The organism is Desulfobacter sp. (assembly GCA_028768525.1).
In the GTDB taxonomy this organism is placed as follows: domain Bacteria; phylum Desulfobacterota; class Desulfobacteria; order Desulfobacterales; family Desulfobacteraceae; genus Desulfobacter.
Genome location: CP054837.1, coordinates 2,055,271 through 2,076,150, shown reverse-complemented (window position 1 = coordinate 2,076,150; position 20,880 = coordinate 2,055,271). Strand labels below are relative to the sequence as shown.

At 55.1% G+C, this 20,880-nt stretch carries 20 protein-coding genes; 9 read left to right on the top strand and 11 right to left on the bottom strand.

Going from position 1 to position 20,880, the window contains the following annotated elements; translation table 11 throughout:
* The first annotated feature begins 26 nt into the window (after positions 1-26).
* Together HUN04_09595 and HUN04_09590 are read left to right on the top strand one after the other, a co-directional pair.
* Positions 27-1,694, top strand: a complete 1,668-nt coding sequence (locus HUN04_09595; GenBank protein ID WDP89948.1) for a chemotaxis protein CheW — start codon at positions 27-29, stop codon at positions 1,692-1,694.
* Positions 1,695-1,868: 174 nt separating this feature from the next.
* Entirely contained in the window at positions 1,869-2,051 is a 183-nt protein-coding gene (locus HUN04_09590) for a hypothetical protein (GenBank protein ID WDP89947.1), read from the top strand.
* Positions 2,052-2,143: 92 nt separating this feature from the next.
* Here the strand turns inward: HUN04_09590 and HUN04_09585 are convergent, their stop codons facing one another.
* The 6 genes from HUN04_09585 to HUN04_09560 form a co-directional block, all read right to left on the bottom strand.
* The gene (locus tag HUN04_09585) at positions 2,144-2,851 is read right to left on the bottom strand and encodes an ABC transporter ATP-binding protein (GenBank protein ID WDP89946.1); all 708 of its coding nucleotides are present in this window, start codon (positions 2,849-2,851) and stop codon (positions 2,144-2,146) included.
* Positions 2,844-3,638, bottom strand: a complete 795-nt coding sequence (locus HUN04_09580) for an ABC transporter ATP-binding protein (GenBank protein ID WDP89945.1) — start codon at positions 3,636-3,638, stop codon at positions 2,844-2,846. Before HUN04_09580 ends, HUN04_09585 begins: the two co-directional genes overlap by 8 nt.
* Positions 3,639-3,642: 4 nt before the next feature.
* The gene (locus HUN04_09575; GenBank protein ID WDP89944.1) at positions 3,643-4,845 is read right to left on the bottom strand and encodes a branched-chain amino acid ABC transporter permease; all 1,203 of its coding nucleotides are present in this window, start codon (positions 4,843-4,845) and stop codon (positions 3,643-3,645) included.
* A gap of 24 nt (positions 4,846-4,869) precedes the next feature.
* Positions 4,870-5,778, bottom strand: a complete 909-nt coding sequence (locus HUN04_09570) for a branched-chain amino acid ABC transporter permease LivH (protein ID WDP89943.1) — start codon at positions 5,776-5,778, stop codon at positions 4,870-4,872.
* A gap of 103 nt (positions 5,779-5,881) precedes the next feature.
* Positions 5,882-6,997: a branched-chain amino acid ABC transporter substrate-binding protein gene (locus HUN04_09565; GenBank protein ID WDP89942.1), complete on the bottom strand. Its 1,116-nt coding sequence runs from the start codon at positions 6,995-6,997 to the stop codon at positions 5,882-5,884.
* Positions 6,998-7,147: 150 nt separating this feature from the next.
* The gene (locus HUN04_09560) at positions 7,148-8,518 is read right to left on the bottom strand and encodes a tryptophanase (GenBank protein ID WDP89941.1); all 1,371 of its coding nucleotides are present in this window, start codon (positions 8,516-8,518) and stop codon (positions 7,148-7,150) included.
* A 156-nt stretch (positions 8,519-8,674) separates the two neighbouring features.
* Here HUN04_09560 and HUN04_09555 point away from each other — a divergent pair, with 156 nt between their 5' ends.
* Positions 8,675-10,801, top strand: a complete 2,127-nt coding sequence (locus HUN04_09555) for a methyl-accepting chemotaxis protein (protein ID WDP89940.1) — start codon at positions 8,675-8,677, stop codon at positions 10,799-10,801.
* Between the two features lie 21 nt (positions 10,802-10,822).
* A complete protein-coding gene (locus HUN04_09550) occupies positions 10,823-12,589 on the top strand; it encodes an aminopeptidase P family protein (GenBank protein WDP89939.1) in 1,767 nt (588 codons plus the stop codon).
* Positions 12,590-12,637: 48 nt separating this feature from the next.
* Here the strand turns inward: HUN04_09550 and HUN04_09545 are convergent, their stop codons facing one another.
* The 5 genes from HUN04_09545 to HUN04_09525 all read right to left on the bottom strand — a co-directional run bounded on the left by HUN04_09545 (position 12,638) and on the right by HUN04_09525 (position 17,557).
* On the bottom strand, positions 12,638-13,519 hold the full coding sequence (locus HUN04_09545; GenBank protein WDP89938.1) for a TraB/GumN family protein: 882 nt from the start codon (positions 13,517-13,519) through the stop codon (positions 12,638-12,640).
* 13 nt (positions 13,520-13,532) lie between these two features.
* Entirely contained in the window at positions 13,533-14,114 is a 582-nt protein-coding gene (locus HUN04_09540; GenBank protein ID WDP89937.1) for a TIGR00730 family Rossman fold protein, read from the bottom strand.
* Between the two features lie 87 nt (positions 14,115-14,201).
* Positions 14,202-14,942, bottom strand: a complete 741-nt coding sequence (locus HUN04_09535) for a 3'-5' exonuclease (protein WDP89936.1) — start codon at positions 14,940-14,942, stop codon at positions 14,202-14,204.
* Positions 14,939-16,867: a cyclic nucleotide-binding/CBS domain-containing protein gene (locus HUN04_09530; protein ID WDP89935.1), complete on the bottom strand. Its 1,929-nt coding sequence runs from the start codon at positions 16,865-16,867 to the stop codon at positions 14,939-14,941. The genes HUN04_09535 and HUN04_09530 overlap by 4 nt, the downstream gene beginning before the upstream one ends.
* A 12-nt stretch (positions 16,868-16,879) precedes the next feature.
* A complete protein-coding gene (locus HUN04_09525) occupies positions 16,880-17,557 on the bottom strand; it encodes a dienelactone hydrolase family protein (protein WDP89934.1) in 678 nt (225 codons plus the stop codon).
* A gap of 326 nt (positions 17,558-17,883) precedes the next feature.
* Between HUN04_09525 and HUN04_09520 the strand changes: the two genes are divergently transcribed.
* The 5 genes from HUN04_09520 to HUN04_09500 all read left to right on the top strand — a co-directional run bounded on the left by HUN04_09520 (position 17,884) and on the right by HUN04_09500 (position 20,868).
* On the top strand, positions 17,884-18,051 hold the full coding sequence (locus HUN04_09520) for a hypothetical protein (protein WDP89933.1): 168 nt from the start codon (positions 17,884-17,886) through the stop codon (positions 18,049-18,051).
* A 21-nt stretch (positions 18,052-18,072) separates the two neighbouring features.
* Positions 18,073-18,255, top strand: coding sequence for a hypothetical protein (locus HUN04_09515; protein ID WDP89932.1), 183 nt, complete (start codon positions 18,073-18,075; stop codon positions 18,253-18,255).
* Between the two features lie 204 nt (positions 18,256-18,459).
* Entirely contained in the window at positions 18,460-19,740 is a 1,281-nt protein-coding gene (locus HUN04_09510; GenBank protein WDP89931.1) for a SagB family peptide dehydrogenase, read from the top strand.
* Positions 19,741-19,832: 92 nt separating this feature from the next.
* A complete protein-coding gene (locus HUN04_09505; protein WDP89930.1) occupies positions 19,833-20,012 on the top strand; it encodes a rubredoxin in 180 nt (59 codons plus the stop codon).
* Between the two features lie 25 nt (positions 20,013-20,037).
* Positions 20,038-20,868: a ferritin-like domain-containing protein gene (locus HUN04_09500; protein ID WDP89929.1), complete on the top strand. Its 831-nt coding sequence runs from the start codon at positions 20,038-20,040 to the stop codon at positions 20,866-20,868.
* Positions 20,869-20,880 lie beyond the last annotated feature (12 nt).

Sequence of the window (20,880 nt, the reverse complement as noted above, 5' to 3'; positions counted from 1 at the left end):
GGTCATCATAACCAAGGAGAAATGCCGTGGACACAGGTAAAACATCGGATACCGGCATGTTGCCGGTGAAAGTCGAACTTTTGAACACCCTGATGGACCTTGCCGGTGAACTGGTGCTGGGCCGGAACCAGATGCTCCAGGGAATCGGCCGGCAGGACATGAAGTCCATTGAGGCGGCAGGGCACAGAATTGACATGATCACTTCTGAATTCCAGGAGGTGGTGATGAAAACCAGGATGCAGTCCGTGGCCGGTTTGTTCCGCGGGCTGAAGAATAGAGCCGTGGAAACAGCAGCGGCCCTGGACATGTCGGTTGAGGTGTCGACCCGGGGGGAGGAGGTGGAACTGGATACCGCCATTCTGGACGGCATCCGCATCCCATTGGAGGCCCTGACCGAATATTGCATCCGTTTTTTGCTGGATTCTGCCGACCAAAGGGCTGAAGCGGGAAAACCGTCCAGCCCGGGGCTTGTACTCAAGGCCTCCAATGAAGCCGGCCAGATTGTTGTTAGCCTTGCCGATGACGGTTGCGGGCGATTTTCCCAGCCTCTGCCGGAAGCGGCAGAGGCGGAGATCGAAAGCATCGGCGGCAGAATTGAAACAGACTCCCGGTCCGGTGTGGGCAGTGAAATCAGGGTGAAACTGCCCTTGACCCTTGCCATTATCCCCAGCCAGATTGCCTCGGTGGGTAGGGAAAAATATGCCATCCCCCAGGCCAATCTGGAGGAATTAATCCGGATTCCTGCGAATCAGGTCAAAGAGAGAATCGAAAAAGTGGGAGCTGCGGATGTGGTCCGGCTCCGGGGAGAACTGCTGCCGGTGTTGAACCTGTCCGAGATGCTGGGTATCCCCAGGTACTATATTGATCCGGGGACCGGGGACCCCAGGAGGGAGCGGCGCCGGAATATTGCGGACCGGCGGTCCCTAAAACGGCCTGAGGAGGGAGAGCCCTTTGTCTCCGGCCCGGAAGACGCACAGGAATTCACGGAAAGGGGCGCCCGGGACAGGCGGCGGCACCCCTCCAGTGCCCTGAACATTGCCGTGGTCTTTGCCGGCAGTTATCGGTACGGCCTGGTCATCGACACGCTCCATGATGCAGAGGAGATTGTGGTCAAGCCCCTGGGGCGCCATCTTAAGCATTACCGGGCCTGGGCCGGCGCCACCATCATGGGGGACGGCAATGTGGCGCTTATCCTGGATATCCTGAATCTGGCCCAGATGGGCGGGCTGGCCCTGCGAAGGGAAGGGGACAGCACAAGCGGTAAGAATGAGGCGGTTTCGGGAAAAAACGCTGTGGTTGTCTTTAAGAACGGTGAGTCCGAATACTTTGCCGTGCCCTTTGACAGTGTGGCCCGCATCGAACGGGTCCGCACCACGGCAATAGAGGTGGTCGGCAACCGGAAAGTGACCCAGTATCGCGGCGGCTCCCTGCCCCTGTACGAGCTGTCAGGAATGGTCAATGTGGCCCCTTTACCCCAGCGGGAAGTTCACGAAGTCATTGTGTTCAGGGAAGGGGATATGGAATTCGGCTTGATGGCCACCCCGCCCGTGGATACCGTTGAGACAGAACTGGTTCTGGATGAAGGCGCGCTCAAGCAAAAGGGGGTGAAGGGGACCGTCATTATTAACGGCCGTACCACCCTGTTGATTGATGTGAAGGTTATGGCTGGTTATTTTTTACCTAAATTAGAATAAAAGGATAAAAAACTTACCAGAAGAACCAAAAATATACAGAAAGAATCGAAAAAAGTGGGAAAAAATCAGGGTTTCCCTGATTGATTTACTCCTTTCTGCCCTGATATGATGATTTCGGGCTTAAAAACGCCGGCCGATTTTCCCGCCGGCACCATTGCATGAAAGGAGGAAGCCATGTTTAAGTCGATTGAGACACCGGACCAGGATGACTTTTTTGATTTTTTAAGAATGGATGAACTCTCATCTGATCAATCCTGGTTAAAAGAGAGTTTTTCTGAAAAACAATCCGACCAAACTTCCGATTCTCTCCTACATTCCTTTAAGGATTCTGATAAAGATGAGGGTATCTTCTCCTAACCCTCTGAATTAATTCCTATCTTCATTGCAAAACCGGGGCAGTCAGGGCGTCATCCACCGCCGACTGCCCCGGAATCCTTTTGGGGTGAAGGCTACATACCCAGATAGGCTTTTTTAACATCCTCATTGGCCAAAAGATTTTCACCGGTATCCGTCATGGTGATGGCGCCGGTTTCCATTACATAGCCCCGGTCGGCAATCTTCAGGGCCAGGTTGGCATTCTGTTCAACCAGAAAGATGGTTACCTTGTCTTCTTCATTGACCTTTCTGATGATGTCAAATATCTGTTTGACGATGATGGGGGCCAGCCCCAATGACGGCTCATCAAGGAGCAAAAGCTTGGGCTTGCTCATGATGGCCCGGGAAATGGCCAGCATCTGCTGTTCCCCGCCGGAAAGCGTACCGCCCTGCTGGTTGCGCCGCTCGGCCAGCCTGGGGAAGAGTTCAAAAACGTGGTCGATATCCCTTTTGATATTTTCCTTGTCTTTGCGCAAAAATGTGCCCATGTCCAGGTTCTCCATAACCGTGAGGTAGGGGAAAATCCGGCGGCCTTCGGGCACCTGGCTGATCCCCAGGGCCGCGATCTTATCCGGGGCCGTGCCCGTGATGTCCTGTCCCTGGAATTCAATGGTGCCCGTTGTGGGCGGCACCACCCCGCACAGGGTCATCAGGGTTGTGGATTTGCCGGCCCCGTTGGCGCCGATGAGGGTGATGATTTCTCCCTCATTCACATCCATGTCGATATTCTTCAGGGCCTGGATGTTCCCGTAGAAGGTCTGTATATTTCTGATTTTAAGCATCGATTTCCTCTCCCAGATAGGCTTTGATCACAGTGGGATTGTTTCTGATCTCCTCCGGGTTGCCTTCGGCGATTTTTTTGCCGTAGTCCACCACGAAAATCCGATCTGACAGGCTCATGACCAGCTTCATGTCGTGCTCAATGAGCAGGATGCTGATCTTCTCTTCGTCCCGCAGCCGGATGATCAGGTCGTCCAGTTCCTGGGTTTCCTTGGGGTTCATTCCGGCGGCCGGCTCGTCAAGGAGGAGGAGAAAGGGATCTGTGGCCAGGGCACGGGCGATTTCCAGCCGTCTCTGGGCCCCATAGGGCAGGTTTACGGCCAGTTCGTCCACATATTGGTCCAGGCCGATTTTTTTCAGGATCTCATAGCTTTTGTCCACAATGAACTGTTCCTCGTCCTTGGTGGAGCTTCCCCGGAACAGGGCCCCCAGGATGCCGGCACCTGTGATCGGGTGGCAGCCGATCATCACATTTTCCAGAACGGTCATGGATGAAAAAAGACGGATGTTCTGGAAGGTTCTTGCCAGTCCCCTGCGGGTGACGTGGTTGGGTTTGAGTCCGTTGAGGCGCTGGGTCTCCCCATCTCCGCCTTTGGGCCGGATGAGCACATCTCCGTTGGTGGGTTTGTAGATGCCGGTGATGCAGTTGAAAAAGGTGGTCTTGCCTGCGCCGTTGGGCCCGATCAGGGCCGCAATCTGTCCTTGTTCGATGGACAGGTCGAGGCTGTCAATGGCCCTGAGACCACCGAAATCCATTGTCAGGTTGTTTACTTCTAGTATTGGTTTCATGGCCTTATTTTGTATGCGCTTTAAACTTGTAGGTTTTCCGGACGTTTTCGATCATGCCGCCGGGCTTGAATACCATCATCAGCACCAGGACTGCACCAAAGCAGATCATCCGGTATTCGGCAAATGCCCTCAGGTACTCGGGCAACAGGATCAGGAGCATGGCGCCGACGATGACGCCGGTGATGGAACCCATGCCGCCCAGCACCACGGTACACAGGATGATGACAGATTCCCAGATGGTAAAGGAGGCCGGGTTGATAAAGGTGGTTTTTGCCGCAAATACAACCCCGCCCATACCGGCCCAGGTGGCCCCCAGGGCAAATGCCCGCAGTTTGGTTTTGGCCTTGTCGATGCCCATGGACTGGCAGGCGATCTCATCATCTTTCAGGGCGATCCAGGCCCGGCCGATTCTGGAGTTTTCCAGGCGGTCAATGAAGAAAATAGTGAAAATCACCAGACCGACGATGATGTAGAACAGGTAGATGGTGTAGGCTTCAAGGGAGAGGTCCATACCGAAAAGCGAGGGTTTTGGGATGTTGGCAATACCGGCCGGCCCGTTGGAAAATTCGCTCCAGTTTTCCAGGACCAGGCGGATGATTTCCCCGAACCCCAGGGTGACGATGGCCAGGTAGTCCCCCCGCAGCCTCAGCACCGGATACCCAAGGATGATGCCGAAAATGGCCGAGAGCAGTCCGCCCAGGGGCAGGGCCAGCCAGAAGCTTAAGCCGAAGTGGGCGTTGAGCAGGGCATAGGAATAGGCGCCCACGGCAAAAAAGGCCACATACCCCAGGTCCAGAAGCCCGGCCAGTCCGATAACAATATTCAGCCCCAGGCCCAGCATGACGTAAATCAGGGCTGAGATCATGATATTGGTCTGGTACATGGAAAAAAGATGGGGAAAGGCCAGGGTGATGAGGGCCAGGGCGATGAGAGCACCTACCTGGTTTTTCTTTTCCGCAAAGAATTTCCTGAGGATGGAAACCTCTTTTTCCTTTTCGCTTTTTGTACCCTGTTCTTTTTTCCGGAGCATATGGCGCCAGAGAATGGAGAAAAAGAAGGATGCCACGCCGATAAGGGCCATGTTCCACCATCTCCATTCAACATTATTTGTCACTGTATTGACCCGGATGACCATCAGCGGAAATGTCAGGAACATGAACCAGATGGCGACCAGAGTCGATTTTTTTATTTCTTGAGTAAGATTCATCGTATTATCTTTTTATGTCTTTATCTATACTTTCTGGGTTTCAGATCTGCCGAGGATGCCGGATGGCCTGAAAATAAGGATCAGGACCAGGAAGAGGAATGCAAATACATCCTCGTAGTCACTGGAGATGTAACCGGTGAAAAAGCTTTCGGTCCATCCCAGGACAAGGGAGCCGAGCACGGCGCCGGGTATGGAGCCGATGCCCCCGAGCACGGCGGCCACAAAGGCTTTGATACCGGCGATGAATCCCATGTAAAAGTTGATCTGTCCGATGTGGGAGGCAATGAGAAGTCCGCCGATGGCCGCTGTTGCAGAGCCCACAACAAAGGTAATGGAAATGATCCGGTCCACGTTGACGCCCAGCAGGGCAGCCATGGTTTGGTCCTGGGAGGTGGCCCGCATGGCCTTGCCCACCTGGGTGAACTTGATGAGAAAGGTGAGTCCAATCATGACCACTATCGTGGTGATGATGATCACCAGCTCCGGTGAGGTCATGATATGGGCATAGGGCTCCCAGAATTCAAAATCAGGTATCAGGCTTGGAAAGGGAAGAAAATCGGAGGTCTGGGCCAGTAATACATAGTTCTGGAGAAACAGGGACATGCCGATGGCTGAAATCAGAGCAGAAAGGCGGGGGGCATTCCTCAAGGGCTTGTAGGCGATTTTCTCCATGGTATACCCGTAACTGCAGGCGTAAATCACTGCTGCGCAGGCCGCCACCACCACCACGGCCAATTGGGGGAAACCCGCCATAGTTAAGACACTGGATACGATCAGGCCGGTGAAGGCGCCGATCATGTAAATTTCTCCGTGGGCAAAATTGATTAACTGGATGATACCGTACACCATGGTGTACCCCAGTGCGATAAGGGCGTAGATACTTCCCCGGGTCAGCCCGCCGAAGAAAAGTTCTAGAAAAAAATCAAACTCCATAGTAACCTGCTTTTAAATGAAAAGGTTCCGGCATGGTCAGCCGGCCAAAAACAAAGGGCAGGTATACTTTTCTACCTGCCCTTTGGGATGTGCAAACGGGCGTTTACTTCTGTTCAGTAAACTTGCCGTCTTTAACTTGGTAAACGGTAAAGCCGATGCCTGTGGCGTCGCCGGCCTGGTCAAATCTGATTTTGCCCAGCGGGGTGTCCACGTATTCGGTCTGCAGCGCTTTTACAACCGCGTCATAATCGGTGGAGCCGGCCTTTTCAACGGCGTTGAGCATGGCCAGGGCTGCGGAATAGGCCGCATCAAAGAAGGCGCCGGGATCTGAACCGAATTCGTCCTGGTGTTCTTTTTTAGCCTGTTTGGCAAGGGGGTTGTTGGAGATGTCCATGGGACCTGTTGCATAAACGCCTTCTGCGTATTTGCCGGCAACCTTGATGAAGGTATCGTCTTTTACGCCGTCAGCACCCATGAAAAGGGTTTTCATTCTTTTCTTGCGCATCAGGGTGACAATTTTGGACGCTTCAGGATGGTATCCGCCCCAGACTACCAGTTCGGGTTTTTTACGGCGGACCTTGGTTACGATGGCGGAATAGTCAACGGCACCCGGGGTGACGCCTTCGAAAAGGACCACTTCAACGCCGGCTTCCTCAAAGTATTTTTTTGCAAGCTCAGCCTGGCCCTTGCCGTAGTCGCCCTTGTCGTGGAGGATGGCCACAGTTTTAACACCCAGGGTCTTGGTGGCGAATTGTACCTGGAGCTGTGCCTGTTTGGCGTCGTGGGGGATGGTCCTGAAAAAGTTGGGGTATTCGCCGGAGAGGGTCAGGTCCGGATTGGTGGCAGACGGGGACATGGCAACGATTTTGGCATCTTTGTAGAAGCCCAGGGCCGCTTTGGTGGCACCGGAGCAGATGTGTCCGAGAATCAGGTTGGCACCGTCGGATACCAGTTTGGTGGCGGTGTTGCCGGCCACTTCAGGTTTACATACATCGTCTTCAACCAGCAGTTCAACTTTTTTGCCCAGAACGCCGCCGTTGGCGTTTATTTTTTTGACTACCAACTGGGCGGCATTAACGGACGGCAGGCCGTAGGATGCCAGGTCGCCGGAATGGGCGCCGGCCACACCGAGCTTAATGGTGTCTGCGGCGAATCCGGGTGCAGCGAGCAGAGCAGTTGCGGCAAATGCAACAGCAAAAGATTTCAGAATAGATTTCATTTCTTTCTCCCCTTCTAAATTAAAAAATTAAAAGTACAGCATACCTTACAATTAAATTGTGAGTGTCGATCACTATAAAAACGTAGGATTATATAGTCAAGCAAAAAAAGAAAGCCCCTTCAATTCAGAGTTTACGCTGCTTAAACAGGTTTAAACCGGCTCAAACCTGCAGGTGAAATGGCGCAGAAAACGGGCCTGGTATGTAATGGCATATCCCGGTATTTTTGAGCGGTTCTGCCAGACCTCCCGGATCACCTCGGTAAGGTAGTCAAAATGGCTCTGGGTATATACCCGCCGGGGGAATGCCAGCCTGACCAGTTCCAGGGGGGAGGGAATTTCCCTGCCCCCTTTGTCAAAGCTGCCGAACATGACGGAGCCCAGTTCCACCCCCCGCACTCCCCCTTCTATATACAGGGCATTGACCACTCCGATGCCCGGATACTGGAGGGGCGGGATACGGGGCAGCATCTTTCTGGCATCTATGAACACGGCATGGCCCCCGGCCGGGCGGACAATGGGTACCCCTATGTCAATGAGTTTTTTGCTCAGATATCTGACGGTTGCCTGGCGGTAGACCTGGTAATCATATTCCAGGGCCTCCATCAGGCCGACCGCAATGGCTTCCAGGTCCCGTCCGGCCATGCCGCCGTAGGTGGGAAATCCTTCCCGGATGATGAGCAGGTTTTTGAATTCTTCTGCCCAGTGGTCGTTGTTGCAGATAAGGAATCCCCCGGTGTTGGCCAGCCCATCCTTTTTACAGCTCATGGTGGCGCCGTCGGCATAGGAGAACATTTCCCGGGCGATGTCCACAAGGCTTTTCCCCCGGTATCCGGGTTCCCGTTCATGGATGAAATAGGCGTTTTCCGCAAAACGGCAGGCATCGATGATCAATGGTATCCCGTGGGAGGCCAGAATGGATTTGACCTCTTTGATGTTGGCCATGGACACAGGTTGCCCGCCGCCGGTGTTGTTGGTCACCGTGATCATGGCAAAGGGGATGTTGTCACTGCCGTTTTCGGCAATGCAGGTTTTGAGCCTGTCAATATCCATATTCCCTTTAAAGGGGGACTGGTCGGCGGTGTCCGTCCCTTCGGGGCAGAGGAGGTTCACGGCAATGCCCCCCACATATTCGATATTGGCCCTTGTGGTGTCGAAATGGGAATTATTGGGGATGAGGTTCCCCTTTTTTATAAGGGTCTGGGCCAGGATGGCCTCAGCGGCCCGGCCCTGGTGGGTGGGCAGCACATGCTTGATCCCGGTGACGGACCTCACCGTGTTCTCAAAATGCTTCCAGGACTTGGATCCGGCGTAGGATTCATCCCCCAGCATCATGGCGGCCCACTGCCGGGTGGACATGGCCCCGGTACCCGAGTCTGTGAGCAGGTCGATGCAGCAGTCTTCGGCATCCAGGAGAAATACGTTATTATGGGCCGTCTCCAGGGCCCGGATTCGTTCTGCCCTGGTGATGATTTTGATGGGCTCGGTGGTTTTGATGCGAAAGGGTTCTATGATGGTTTTCATGGGGCTCCTTTCATGTTTTGCTGATACGATTATGCCGGTTGAAGAGGGCATCACGGGAAATCGGGCGGGGAAAAAGATTGAGAAAGAATCCTAAAACGTGTATGGAACTTGTTATTATTGGAATAATATAAGAACCATAGCAGAATAAGGAGGAGCATGAAAGTATTCAATTTGAAAATGAAGCAGAAAATACTTGGCGTGATCTTATTGGTGGTTGTGCTGGTGATGATTTCCTCCTCCCTTGTGGTCTCCTGGGTGACCTACAATCAGAATGTGACAGCGGTAAATGACGGGTTGGCGGCCGGCGCCAAGACGGTGAAATCAAAGATTGCCGATATCAAGGGCGATCTGATTCTTAAAATTGCCCAGATGGACACCCTGTTCAAGGTCAGTGAAAATGTCAAATTCCTGGGCGATTTTAAGAAGGATTATGACCTGGTCATGACCGAGACCGGTTTCATCGATCTGACCTCTGCCCTGTTTGCGACGGCATCGGGGAATGATCTGGACGCCCTGTCCCTTTACGATGCCGAAGGGGAACTGCTGGCCTTTACCGAAAAGCAGAACGGGGATGAACGGGTGGCCGGTTTTTATTATGTCAACCCGGAGAAGGCGTTTAAGTTCACCCGGGTGGGCAAGGATGCGGACCTGAAAAAGAGCAAATGGGAGAGCCGGCCCGGCATTGATGGCCTTTCAACACCACTTTCCCGGCCCGGGACAGGGGGGACAGCCCCTTGGGGCCGCCTGGGCCGTGACGGCAACCGCCTGGTCCTGGCCATGTATGTTCCCATCATGGTAGAAAAGTACAATAAAAAAACCAAGCAGACGGAACCCAAACAGGTGGGCGCCGTGATTCTGTCCAAGTCTCTGGGCAAGGAATTTGCCGCTGATGTGGCCGCCCAGACCGGGCTTCATGTCAATATATTTGCCGGAAACAGGTTTGCCGCCGGGAATTTAAGTGAGTACAGCAGCCTGGATATGGGAGGGGTTCCCGCTTCAGCCGGCAAGGACTGGCGTCTTGAAAACCAGGAGGTACTGGCCGGCACCCTTGAAACAGGCGGCAAGGACTATTTTCAGGGCCTGCTGCCCATCTACGAAAATACAAATTCCGCCGGGGCCATCGCCCTGCTTGCCCCGTCGGACAGGGTAATGCAGAACACCCTCCAGGTGGTCTATACAATGGGCATCGTTTATCTTTGCTGTATGGTGCTGACCATTCCACTGGCCCTGTTCTTTTCAAGTTCCATGGTAAAACCCATCCTCAGGGTGACCGAAGGGCTCAAGGATGTGGCTGAAGGGGAGGGGGACCTGACCAAGCGCATTGACATTCATTCCAAGGATGAAGTCGGTGAATTATCCCGCTGGTTTAATCTTTTTATCCAAAAACTCCAGGATATGATTTCTGAAATCGCAGGAAGCTCGGCCGCGCTTTCCAGTTCCGTGTCGGTGACCCGGAAGGAGGCTGAGGATATTGCCGGCAGTTCCGGAAAAATGATGGATGTCACCCGTTCGGTGACCAAATCCACGGGTGAGATCAGTGCGGGGATTTCCAATATTTCACAGGTGGTGGGCCAGGCCTCGGATAATCTTGATATCGTGGCCTCTTCCACAGAAGAGATGACCGCCACCATTAACGAAATTGCACGTAATGCCGAGACGGCCCGTGCCCTGAGCAGCGACACCGGGGAGAAGATCGGCAAGGCCGGGGAAAAGGTGAGGCAGCTGGGCAGGGATGCCGGTGAAATCAACGCTTTTACCGAGACCATCAATGAGATTTCGGAGCAGACCAACCTGCTGGCCCTCAATGCCACCATTGAAGCGGCCCGGGCCGGAGAGGCGGGTAAGGGGTTTGCCGTTGTGGCCGGTGAAATCAAGGCCCTTGCCGAGCAGACTGCGGGGGCCACCCGGGATATCAAGGCGAAAATAGAGAATATCATGTCCTCTTCCAGAACCACGGTGACGGAAATGGATACCATTTCCAAGACCTTCGGCAACATGAGTGACGCGGTGAACGATATTGCATCGGCCATTGAGGAGCAGTCCGCCACCACAAAAGAGATCGCAGACAATACCGCCGGCGTGGCCACAGGCATTGCCGATGTAAATGACAGCGTCACCCAGTTTGACGAACTCACAACGGAAATCGCCGGGGAAATGGAGGAGGTGAACCGGGCCGGAATCCGGGTCTCTGAAAATTGCACCCGGATCAATAAGGATACCGGGGAGATGGAGAACCAGACCGGAAAGCTGGATGAACTGATCAACCGGTTTAAAATAAAATAGCAAAACACAGGAAGTCATCATTTGAATACAGCAGAAAAACTTGCTGCCCTGAGGGCGGCGATGGAACAAAACGGGGCGGAGGCCGTGGTTATTCCCAGTTCAGACCCCCACCAGAGTGAATATACGGCGGACCACTGGCATGCCAGGCATTGGCTGACCGGGTTTACCGGATCGGCCGGCATTGCGGTGGTGACCCGCTCCACGGCTGGATTGTGGACCGATTTCAGGTATTGGATCCAGGCTAAATCCCAGATGGACGAATTCCAGCTGTTCAGACAGGGGGAACCTGAAGTGCCTGAATTCCAGGTCTGGCTGGCCGATAATCTGGACAGGGGCAGCCGGATCGCAATGGACGGAAAGCTTTTGTCTTTAGCCCAGTTCAGAAAATACAAAGCCCTGTTTGAAGACAAGGGTATTGAGTTGGACACGTCTCTGGATCTGGTTTCGGAGATCTGGGAAGACCGTCCTCCCATGCCTGGTGCACAGGCCTTTGTCCTGGATCCGGCCTATGCGGGCCGAACCCGGACGGAAAAGCTGGATGAGATCCGCAAGAAAATGGCTGGGTATGGCACAGGTTTCCATCTGATGACGGCCCTGGACGATATTGCATGGACCTTTAATCTCAGGGGGGAGGATGCCCATACCAATCCGGTGGCCCTGGCCTTTGCCCTGGTGTCCATTGAGCAGACCCAATTGTTCATTCATCCGGATAAATTGTCTGCCGGGGTGAGGGATGAACTGGAAGGGGAGGGCATTTCCCTTGAACCCTATCAGGGTATTGACCATGCCCTGGCCGGCCTGGAGGCGGGGGGGCGGCTTCTGGTTGACCCGGAGATAGTGAGCGATTATCTCTGCCGGCAGGTCAATCCCGGTGTCCAGATCATAGAAAAGAAGAATCCTGCCACCGAACTGAAGTGTATTAAAAATAAGGTGGAGACCGGCCATATCAGGGAGACCGCCGTAAAAGACGGCCGTGCCATGGTCAACTTTTTACACTGGCTGGCCCATGCACCCGGGCCCTTGACGGAACGCTCCGTTGCTGAGAAGCTGCTTGGGTTCCGCAGGGAACAAAAAGATTTTATCAAGGCTTCCTTTGATTCCATCATGGCATTCAGCGACCATTCAGCCATGTGCCATTATTCTGCCACGGATGAAACCGATGCCGCCCTGACGAAGGACGGAATGTTTTTGACGGATTCCGGGGGCAACTATCTGACCGGGACCACGGACATCACCCGAACCCTCCACCTGGGCCGCCCCAATGAAAAGCAGATGCGGGATTATACCCTGGTGCTAAAGGGGCATATTGCCGTGGCCACGGCCAGGTTCCCCGCAGGCACCAGGGGCTACCAGATCGATACCCTCTCCCGTCAGTATCTCTGGCAGCAGGGCCTGGATTTCGGCCACGGCACCGGCCACGGGGTGGGCTTTTTTCTCTGCGTCCACGAGGGCCCGGCGAGGATCAGCCCCTTTCCCGTTGATGTTGCCCTGAAACCGGGCATGCTGCTGACCAACGAACCCGGGCTTTACCGGGAGGGGGAATACGGTATCCGGCTGGAGAATATGGTCATGGTGGCCCAGGCCGAAAAAAACAATTTCGGCCAGTTCCTGACATTCGAGAACATGACCCTCTGTCATTTTGAGCGGGAACTGATGGCCCGGTCCCTGCTTACGGCGGATGAGATCCAGTGGATCAACGATTACCACCACGAGGTCTACGAAAAACTGGCACCCGGCCTAACCCCGGAGGTGCAGGACTGGTTAAAGAAGAAAACCCTTCCCCTGTGACAGGAACTGGCCGGTCGGTCCAAGGACCAATGTAAGGGCTGGCCTTCCCTATTGATTGACGGCGGTGGCGCCTTTTGCCCGGAGGAGGGTGATGAGACCCTGGTCTCCGGCCAGGTGGGCGGCACCCACCAAAATGAATTCGGTTGCCGGGGTGGCCAGCATCTGTTCAATGACCGGCATCCAGGCCAGATTCCGTTTGACCATCAGTGAATTGTATATCTCCGGGTATTCCTTTTTCAAGGGCGCCAGGGTCTCTTTGTAGAGGCGGGCGTTGTCCCCGTTGCGCCAGGCCTGCTTCATCACCGGCAGCAGCCGGGGGAGCTTTTGGATATCTTTTAAAATGTAGGTGATCATTTTATCTTCCTTGCCAGCGCCGATGCCGGCAAGGAAACGGATCTGTGCTTCCGGAGATTCAAGGAAGCGCAGGGACCTCTGGTCCTGCCCGGCCTTTTTGAAGTAGAATTCGTCAACGCCGGCCCCGCCGGCACCCAGCCGTTCCATTTCCGCCATGGTGAGGAAGACCATAACCATGCCGGGTTTAAACGGGAGCAGGTTTTCAGCAGGGATGCCCCTTTCCGCCGAGAACCGGCCCAGGGCTTCCAAGGTTGCGGGACGGATAAGGCGTTGAAGGGTCCGCTGGCCGGTATAGCGCATCTGGGCCATTATGGCCTGGGCGAACTGGGGATCCTGGGTTTTGGCAATGTCCGTTTCAAAAACGATAATTTCGGATGCCTGATAGGCCCGGTCAAATTCCGGGGGCAGGGGATAATCTGATTCCCCCAGTACATGGATGGTGCCGCCCAGGTAGAGGGTATTACCGCCTTTGGTGATTTTCCATACGGGTGAACCCGCATGGGCCGTTGCCAGGGCAATGAAAAAAAAGCAGAGGGCTGCCAGCCGAACGTTTATTTTTCCGGTTTTAATTGTCATGACCGCCTCCTGGTCAGGTGTTGTCCCGGTCGATCCATTTATTGACCACCGGCGCTTCGTAGGATTCGAATCGCCGGATGAGGCTGATGGGGTCTGCCTCGGTGATGATCATGGTACGGGATGCGTTATTGACAAACCCCTGGTCCACTGTGTGGTCGAGGAATGCCGACAGGTGGTCGTAGTATCCCAGGGCATTGAGCAGGGCACAGGGTTTGCGGTGGAATCCCAACTGGGCCCAGGTCAGGACCTCAAAAATTTCTTCAATGGTGCCCAGGCCGCCGGGCAGGGCAATGAATCCGTCTGACAGGTCCGCCATCATGGCCTTTCTTTCGTGCATGGAGTTGACGATTTTCAGCTCCGTGAGGCCGGTGTGGTAGATTTCCCGGTCCGCAAGGGATTTCGGCATGATGCCGATGGCTTCCCCGCCGCCGTTGACCACTGTGTTGGCGATCTCGCCCATAATACCGATCTGGGCGCCGCCGTATACCAGGCCGATGCCTTTCTCCAGCATGGCCCGGCCCAGGGCCCTTGCCGCGGCCTTGTACCCGGGGTCCCTTCCCTCGCTGGAGCCGCAGTATACACAAATTCGTTTCATTATATGTCCTTATATTGATTATGGTCAGGGTAAAGCAAGGACTATTCCAGATACAGGGGCGCTTGTCAAGATATGGCGAGGCGCCGGTTAAATCCAGAGTTCCCCCACCGGCGTCTCCGGGGAAAACCGGTCCGCCACCTGGGCCATGAACAGTTCTGCGGTGGCCAGGGCGTCGGTCAGGGCATGGTGGGGGGTATACCGCGGCAGGCCGTAGCGCTCCCGTGAATGGGAGAGGCGCAGGGAAGGGCTGGGCGAAAGGCCCATCCAGCGCTGAAAGGTATTGGGGGTGAATGGGGTATGTATCCTGGCTTCCAGTTCCATGGTGTCCACCACCGGAAATTCCAGGGGCTGGCCGAGCAGTTCGCGGCAGGCCCTGTCGAGGAATCCCCGTTCAATGGTGTTGTAATGGGCCAGGATGATGTGTCCGGCCATTGCGTTCAGGAGGTCTTCGAGTATATTGTCGAATTCCGGTGCATTTTTCAGGTGGCTGTGGGTGATGCCGTGGATTTCGGCCAGCGGATGTTCAGGCGATTCCCCCGGGCGGATAATGATGTTCCGGGCGCTGCTGCAGCAAATCCGGTTGAATTTCAGGGGGATGTAGCCGATACTGAGGATGGCGTCGGTTTCAAGGTCCAGGCCTGTGGTTTCCAGGTCCAGGGCCATGAAGTTTACCTTTTTGACCGGGGTGTGGGCCGGAACGCAGGAGGCCCTGTAAAATGCCTTGAGCCGGGGATCGGTAACATTCCGGGACAGGTGGTTGAACCTGGTCTGCCAGTCTTCGGCGGCGGTGTGGGGGGCCTGTTTATGGTCGCGCGGCCTGGGTCTCATCTTGAATTGCTGCTCCCCCTGCCGGTGTTGTACCTGAATTTCAGAAAATCCTGGGCCCGGGCCACGATCTGGAAGGCATCCTTGAGGTGGCGCCGTTCAAAGGCGGAGAGGGTGGACGGGTGGACATTGTTGTGTGGGGCCTCTTTCCGCTCAGCCTGACGGGCCTGGTTGCGGATGCGGACCATTGAAATGAATTCCAGGGCGTCCAGCAGGTCGTCCCCCACCCCCTCGGCCAGGAGGTCGGTTTTTTTGATATCCTCCAGCCGGTTTTCCGTGTTTAGTTTGGTTGAGCCGCAGGCCAGGGCATGTACCCTTGCCAGGTCACAGATGGGGGCGGTGCCCCGCCGTTTGAGGTTGAAGGTGTTTTTATGCGCCCCGTCGGGTTCCAGAACAAATTGCCTGAAAAAGCCGAGGGGCGGCCGCCTCAGCAGGGCGTTCCTGGCCAGGCAGGTCAGAAACCGGGGGCTGTCCCCGGCCTTGGTCCGGATGAGGTGTTTTAATTCATCTGCAAACCGGGTCTCGCCGAAGATGCCGTCCAGGTCAAAGAAGATGGACGCATTGAGCAGGGCCCTCGGGTCATGGTTGTCGATCCAGTCTGAAAATTGGGATTTCCAAACGGACAGGGGCTGGCGCCATTGTTTATTTGTGGCCATGATATTGCCTTTACAATAATGCAGCCCGCAACGGTGCAGGCCGTCGCTGAGAAACCGGGCCAGGGCTTTGAAGTAGGCGTCCTGGGATTCCGGATGAAAGGCATCGTCCAGGACAAATGCGTTATCCTGGTCCGTGAGAAGGGTCAGTTCGTCCCTGGCCATGGCGCCTAGGGCCAGCAGGCAGTAGGGCACCGGCGGGGGACCCAATTCTTTTTCACCCAATTGGAGAAGGCGTTGGGAAAGGGACACGCCGATCCGGGAAAGGGCCGCACCGATGGTGTGGGCGTTGGCGCCCTCGTTGACCAATTGGACAAATAGGCGTCTGATATCCGGGGCCAGATCCGCCAGTTCGTCCACGGTTTTTTTGCGGAAGATGTCGCCGACGATGAATATGGAACCGTGGGAGGCGTACTGGATCAGGTCGGAGACGGTGACGACCCCCAGGGGGGTGTCATTGTCCAGAATGGGCAGGTGGTGGAGGTTGTGGCGCATCATGGTGAGCATGGCCTCAAAGGCAAAGTCACCGGCCTGGTGGGTAACGATGTTCCGGGACATGATGTCCGACACCGGTGCGGAAAGGGCCATCCCCCTGGCGATGACCCGTTTTCTTAAATCCCGGTCCGTGATCAGGCCGGCAATGGGAGGACCGCTGCCGGTTTCTGCCAAAAGCACCAGGGACGAGACCCGGTTCCGGGTCATGATGCGGGCCGCTTCCTGGATGGTTACCGCCGGTGATGCGGTAATGATTTTACTGTGGAGCAGGGTGCTCAGTTTTGAGAACAGCAGGGGATTGCCCTGGTGCCCTGAGGGACTCGTGGTTTGAATTTCGTTCCCATTCCAGCGCTGCGGTCCCTGTTCCAGCGCATGCTGAAGTCTAATGCTGTTGTCTTCCTCCATGAAATCGGCAAATTTGTCGAACCGGTCGTAGAGGATCTGGAACCGGTCATCGGGGATGAGATAGATCAGGGTATCTTCAATGGCCTTGGCCGGATATCTCACCTTTTTTTTCCGCATCAGGGCGAACTGGCCGAAACACTCCCCCTCTCCCATGCGGGTGAGCAGTTCCCCGGAGCTTCTGAAAATTTCCACGGCCCCTTTGCGGATGAAATGAAGGTATTCTGCGGCCTGCCCCTTTTCAAGAATCATGGCATTGGATTTGAAGTAGGCGACCTGAACGTGGGCAACCAGTTCATCCACCGCTTCTTTGGGCAGATGGCGGAAAGGGGGGTGGGAAATGATGTGGTTCCGTATTTCAAAGAGTTCGATTTCCACGGCGGGAATCTCCTATAGCCAGTCCAGGCATGTCTCCAGCATGCCAGAGAATATCTCTTCCCGTGGCCTGGGGTCTGATTTGGGCAGGCCGAAGCCGTGATCTCCATTGTCAACGACGTTAAGCCTTACCGGAGTGGTGATTTTTTCCAGCACCTTGTCCATCAGCGCCAGATCGCAAAAAGGATCCCGGGTGCCCTCGAAAAAGAGCATGGGCTGCTTGATCCGGTACAAGGGCGCATCCCTCAGTTTGTCCTTTCTTCCCGGCGCATGGAGGGGGTAGCCCAGGAAAATCAGCTTTTTCGGGGCGATGTCGCCGTTGGCCGCTGCCTGGGCGGCCATCCGGGCCCCCAGGGATTTGCCGGCGGCAATAAGGGGGCCTGACCCTATCTCTTTTTTCATCCGGGCCATGGCCTGCGCAAAGGTGTGGATGAGGCGGTGTTCCGGATCTGCGGATTTTTTCTGCCGCTCCCGGTAGAGGAAATTGAACCGGAGGCAGCCAACGCCGTTCTGGGCAAGCCCCCGGGCCATGGCAACGATCAGCGGGTTATTCATGTCATTTGACATGCCGTGGGCAATGACCACCCCCCGGGAATCCACTTCAGGGGAAGGCGGCGGTTCCGGGAGGTGGAGTACGGCCGATACACTGTCCCCCGTGTCCAGGGGGATGGATAATTCTTTTTCTAGGGTCATTGAACAACTCCTTTGGTGTTGAACCGGCATTCAGGTCCCGGCACAATGATAATGCAATGCCCGTGCTTTTTTCAGGTCTTTATTAAAGGGCTGTGCACTGGTATCGGGTATGAATCTGTGGTATATTTTTCAACGTATCCTGCATGGCCTGAAATTCAACGTCCTGTTCGATTTTTATTCTCGGTCCATTCATCATCCAAGATATGCGGGAAATGTCAATACTATTTTAAGTCCAGGCGCCAGGCATGGTTTTTGTATATCATGTTGATGAGCGCGGCGTTTACCGCTAAACATAAAATCGCTCCAAAAGAAAAAGGAGATAAATCATGACAAGCTGGATATGCAATAATTGCGGATATAACCTGGAAGCCGACACCCCGCCCGAGGAGTGCCCCTCATGTAAAAAGGACTGCTCCTTTGTGGACAACACCTGCTATACCCCGGACTGCGCCGGAAAACCCAATGATCCGAGAATCAAGGGCGATAACTCCTGAGCGGATATGAAGGAGGAAACCATGTCTAAGAAAAAATACAGAATCACAACATCCTGCCCCCAGTGCGGGTGCAGCGGCACCTCCCATCTGTCGGAGGATGAGTTGAAAAAGCGGTACGGAGACGTGCCCAATATCGAATTGGAATGCCATGAATGCATGATGATCATGGAGGCTGAGGTTGAGGAAGAGGGAAAAGGCCAATAATCTTTTTTCCCCGGGCGGACATGGGCCCATGCCCATGTCCGCCACCGACTCTCCCCCCATTATCCGGATTTTGACCATTATCCTTTGCCCGTTAAACCCTATGGCAGGGGAAAGCGGATTAACCTTGGCGGGTCCCCAGGCAATGCGGGCCCCCAGGTGCTTTTTCCGACGGGAGGGCTTTCCAGGGAGGGCTTATCCCGCTTTTTGTCTGCCGCATACGGGGTGACCGCAGTGGAAAACCGGGGGCGCATCCCCCTGGTGCAGCGGGTTGTTCCATCGGCCGGCGGCCTTTATCCCTGTCATTTATACCTTGTGATTTCCCGGGATACCGGCGGGCTTGAGACAGGAGTGTATTATTATGATCCCATGGACAACAGCCTGGTACAATTGAGGAGGCGGCAGGGGACAAAAGCGGTCGACGATGGGGGCATGGGGATCATTATTACCGCCGCTTATTTTAACAGTGCCTGGAAATACCGGGGGCGTGCATACCGCTATATGCTTCTTGACGGGGGGCACCTGATTCAGAATCTCAGCCTGGTGCTCGGGGCCCTTGGGACAAGCCATTATATAGATCGGGATGCGGGGGACAGGGACGCGGGAGAACTGCTGGGACTGGACAGGAGTATGGAGGCGGTCCTGGGCTGTGTGGCCGTTGGATGGAACAAAGGTGTGTCTCATGCCCTGGAAGGGGTGAAGAATGCTACGGTATCCTGTTCCCCTGAATTAATTGGCCGTCGGGGGGAGTCCGCCTATATGGAGGGGTTCCGGGAATTGCCGGCAGTTCATGCCGCATGTTCAACCCGCCGGACCGGGGAACAATGCCCCGGGATGACGGTGACAGAGGCCGATCCTGTGGCGGTCATGGCCCTGCCCCGGGGCCGCAGCCTGATCAGGGGGGCCGGACCGGAATCTTTTCGTGAATTGGAAGAAATGATTTTCAGGCGCAGGTCCCGGAGAAATTTTTCAAGGGAGCCCATGCCACGATCCCTTTGGCAGGACCTGCTGTCCAGGATCGGGGCGGATGCCGGGAATATGACCGAGGCCCTATCCTATCGTCTCCTGCGATTGGGCATGATCGGCCAGAACCTGGAAGGCCTGGAAGACGGTTTTTATCTGTTCTCCGGGGACTGCAACCGCCTGTCGCTCATCAGGCGGGGAAGGGTTGCTCCGGCCCTGGGGGCCGCCTGCCTTGACCAGGCATGGATCAGCCGCGCGGCTGTAACTTTTTTGTTCATCTCCGACCTTGATGAACTGGAAAGATGTTACGGCCCGGGGGGGTACCGGCAGATGATGATTACCGCCGGAAGGGCAGCACAGAATATTTATCTTGCGGCGGCCGCTCTGGGGCTGGGATGCTGCGGCATCGGTGCCATATATGATTATGAGGCCAAAGCGCTTCTTGGGCTTACGGATTCGTCGGCACTGGTCTATGCCGTTTCCTCAGGACCGGTGAGCGGGCATGGAAATCGAGCTGCCGGCTGAATACGAGCTGCCGGATGAATAGTAGTACGGAATTATCAAATGGCGAAAATTTGAATTTTTGAAACGGTATTTTAAGTTGAGGAGGTATGAGAATGGCAGACCCGAAGGATATGTATCAGTGTCAGGTAACAAATTGCGGCTATATCTATGACCCTGACCGCGGCGACAGGAAGGGGAAAATTAAAAAAGGAACCAAGTTTGAGGACCTGCCTGAAGACTGGCGCTGCCCGGTATGCGGGGCCTCTCCCAAAAGTTTTAAATCCCTGGGCTGATTACACTAGGAAAAAGGAGGCGCTCATGAAGTGGATGCAGTTTTTTACCCCGGCAGAATCCATTGATTTCAACGAGACAAAATCAATCATCGACAACTCCGGTGCCGATAAGGTGACCATTCTGGATGTGCGGCAGCCCAAGGAATACCAGCAGTCCCACATCCCAGGGGCCACCCTGATTCCCTTGCCCCAGCTGGGGGACCGGCTGTCGGAGATTGATAGGGAAAAGCCGGTCCTGGTTTACTGAGCCGTTGGCGGGCGCAGCCGTGTGGCTGCGCAGATGCTGGCGGGCAAGGGATTTAAAAAGGTCTACAATGTGTCCGGCGGCATCAAGGCATGGCAGTCCCAGACCGCAGTGGGTCCCCAGGATCTGGGCGTCCATCTTTTTTCAGATACCGACCTGCCCGAGGAAATCCTTAAGGCCGCCTTTTCCCTGGAGGCGGGACTGGAGGATTTTTACACGGAAATGTCGGGCAGGGCGGCCAATGACAAGGTGCGGTCCCTGTTTGAGAAATTGTCCGCCATAGAAGTCAAACACCAGGAATCCATTGTCAAGGCCTACCAGGACCTGGGCCACCCGGATACCGGCATTGAAGAGTTATCCGCCATGGTCACCGAGAAATCAATGGAAGGGGGGCTGACCACCGAGGAGTACCTGGATCTGTTCAAGCCGGATCTGGGATCCGAGACCGATGTGATTTCCCTGGCCATGTCCATTGAGGCCCAAGCCCTGGACCTCTACCAGCGGGTGGGGGGACGGATTGACTCCGAGGCCTCCAGGGCCGTCGTCCTCAAGATCGCAGATGAAGAAAAGGAGCATTTGGCCAGCCTGGGCCGGCTGATGGATCAACTGTAGCAGAATAGAATC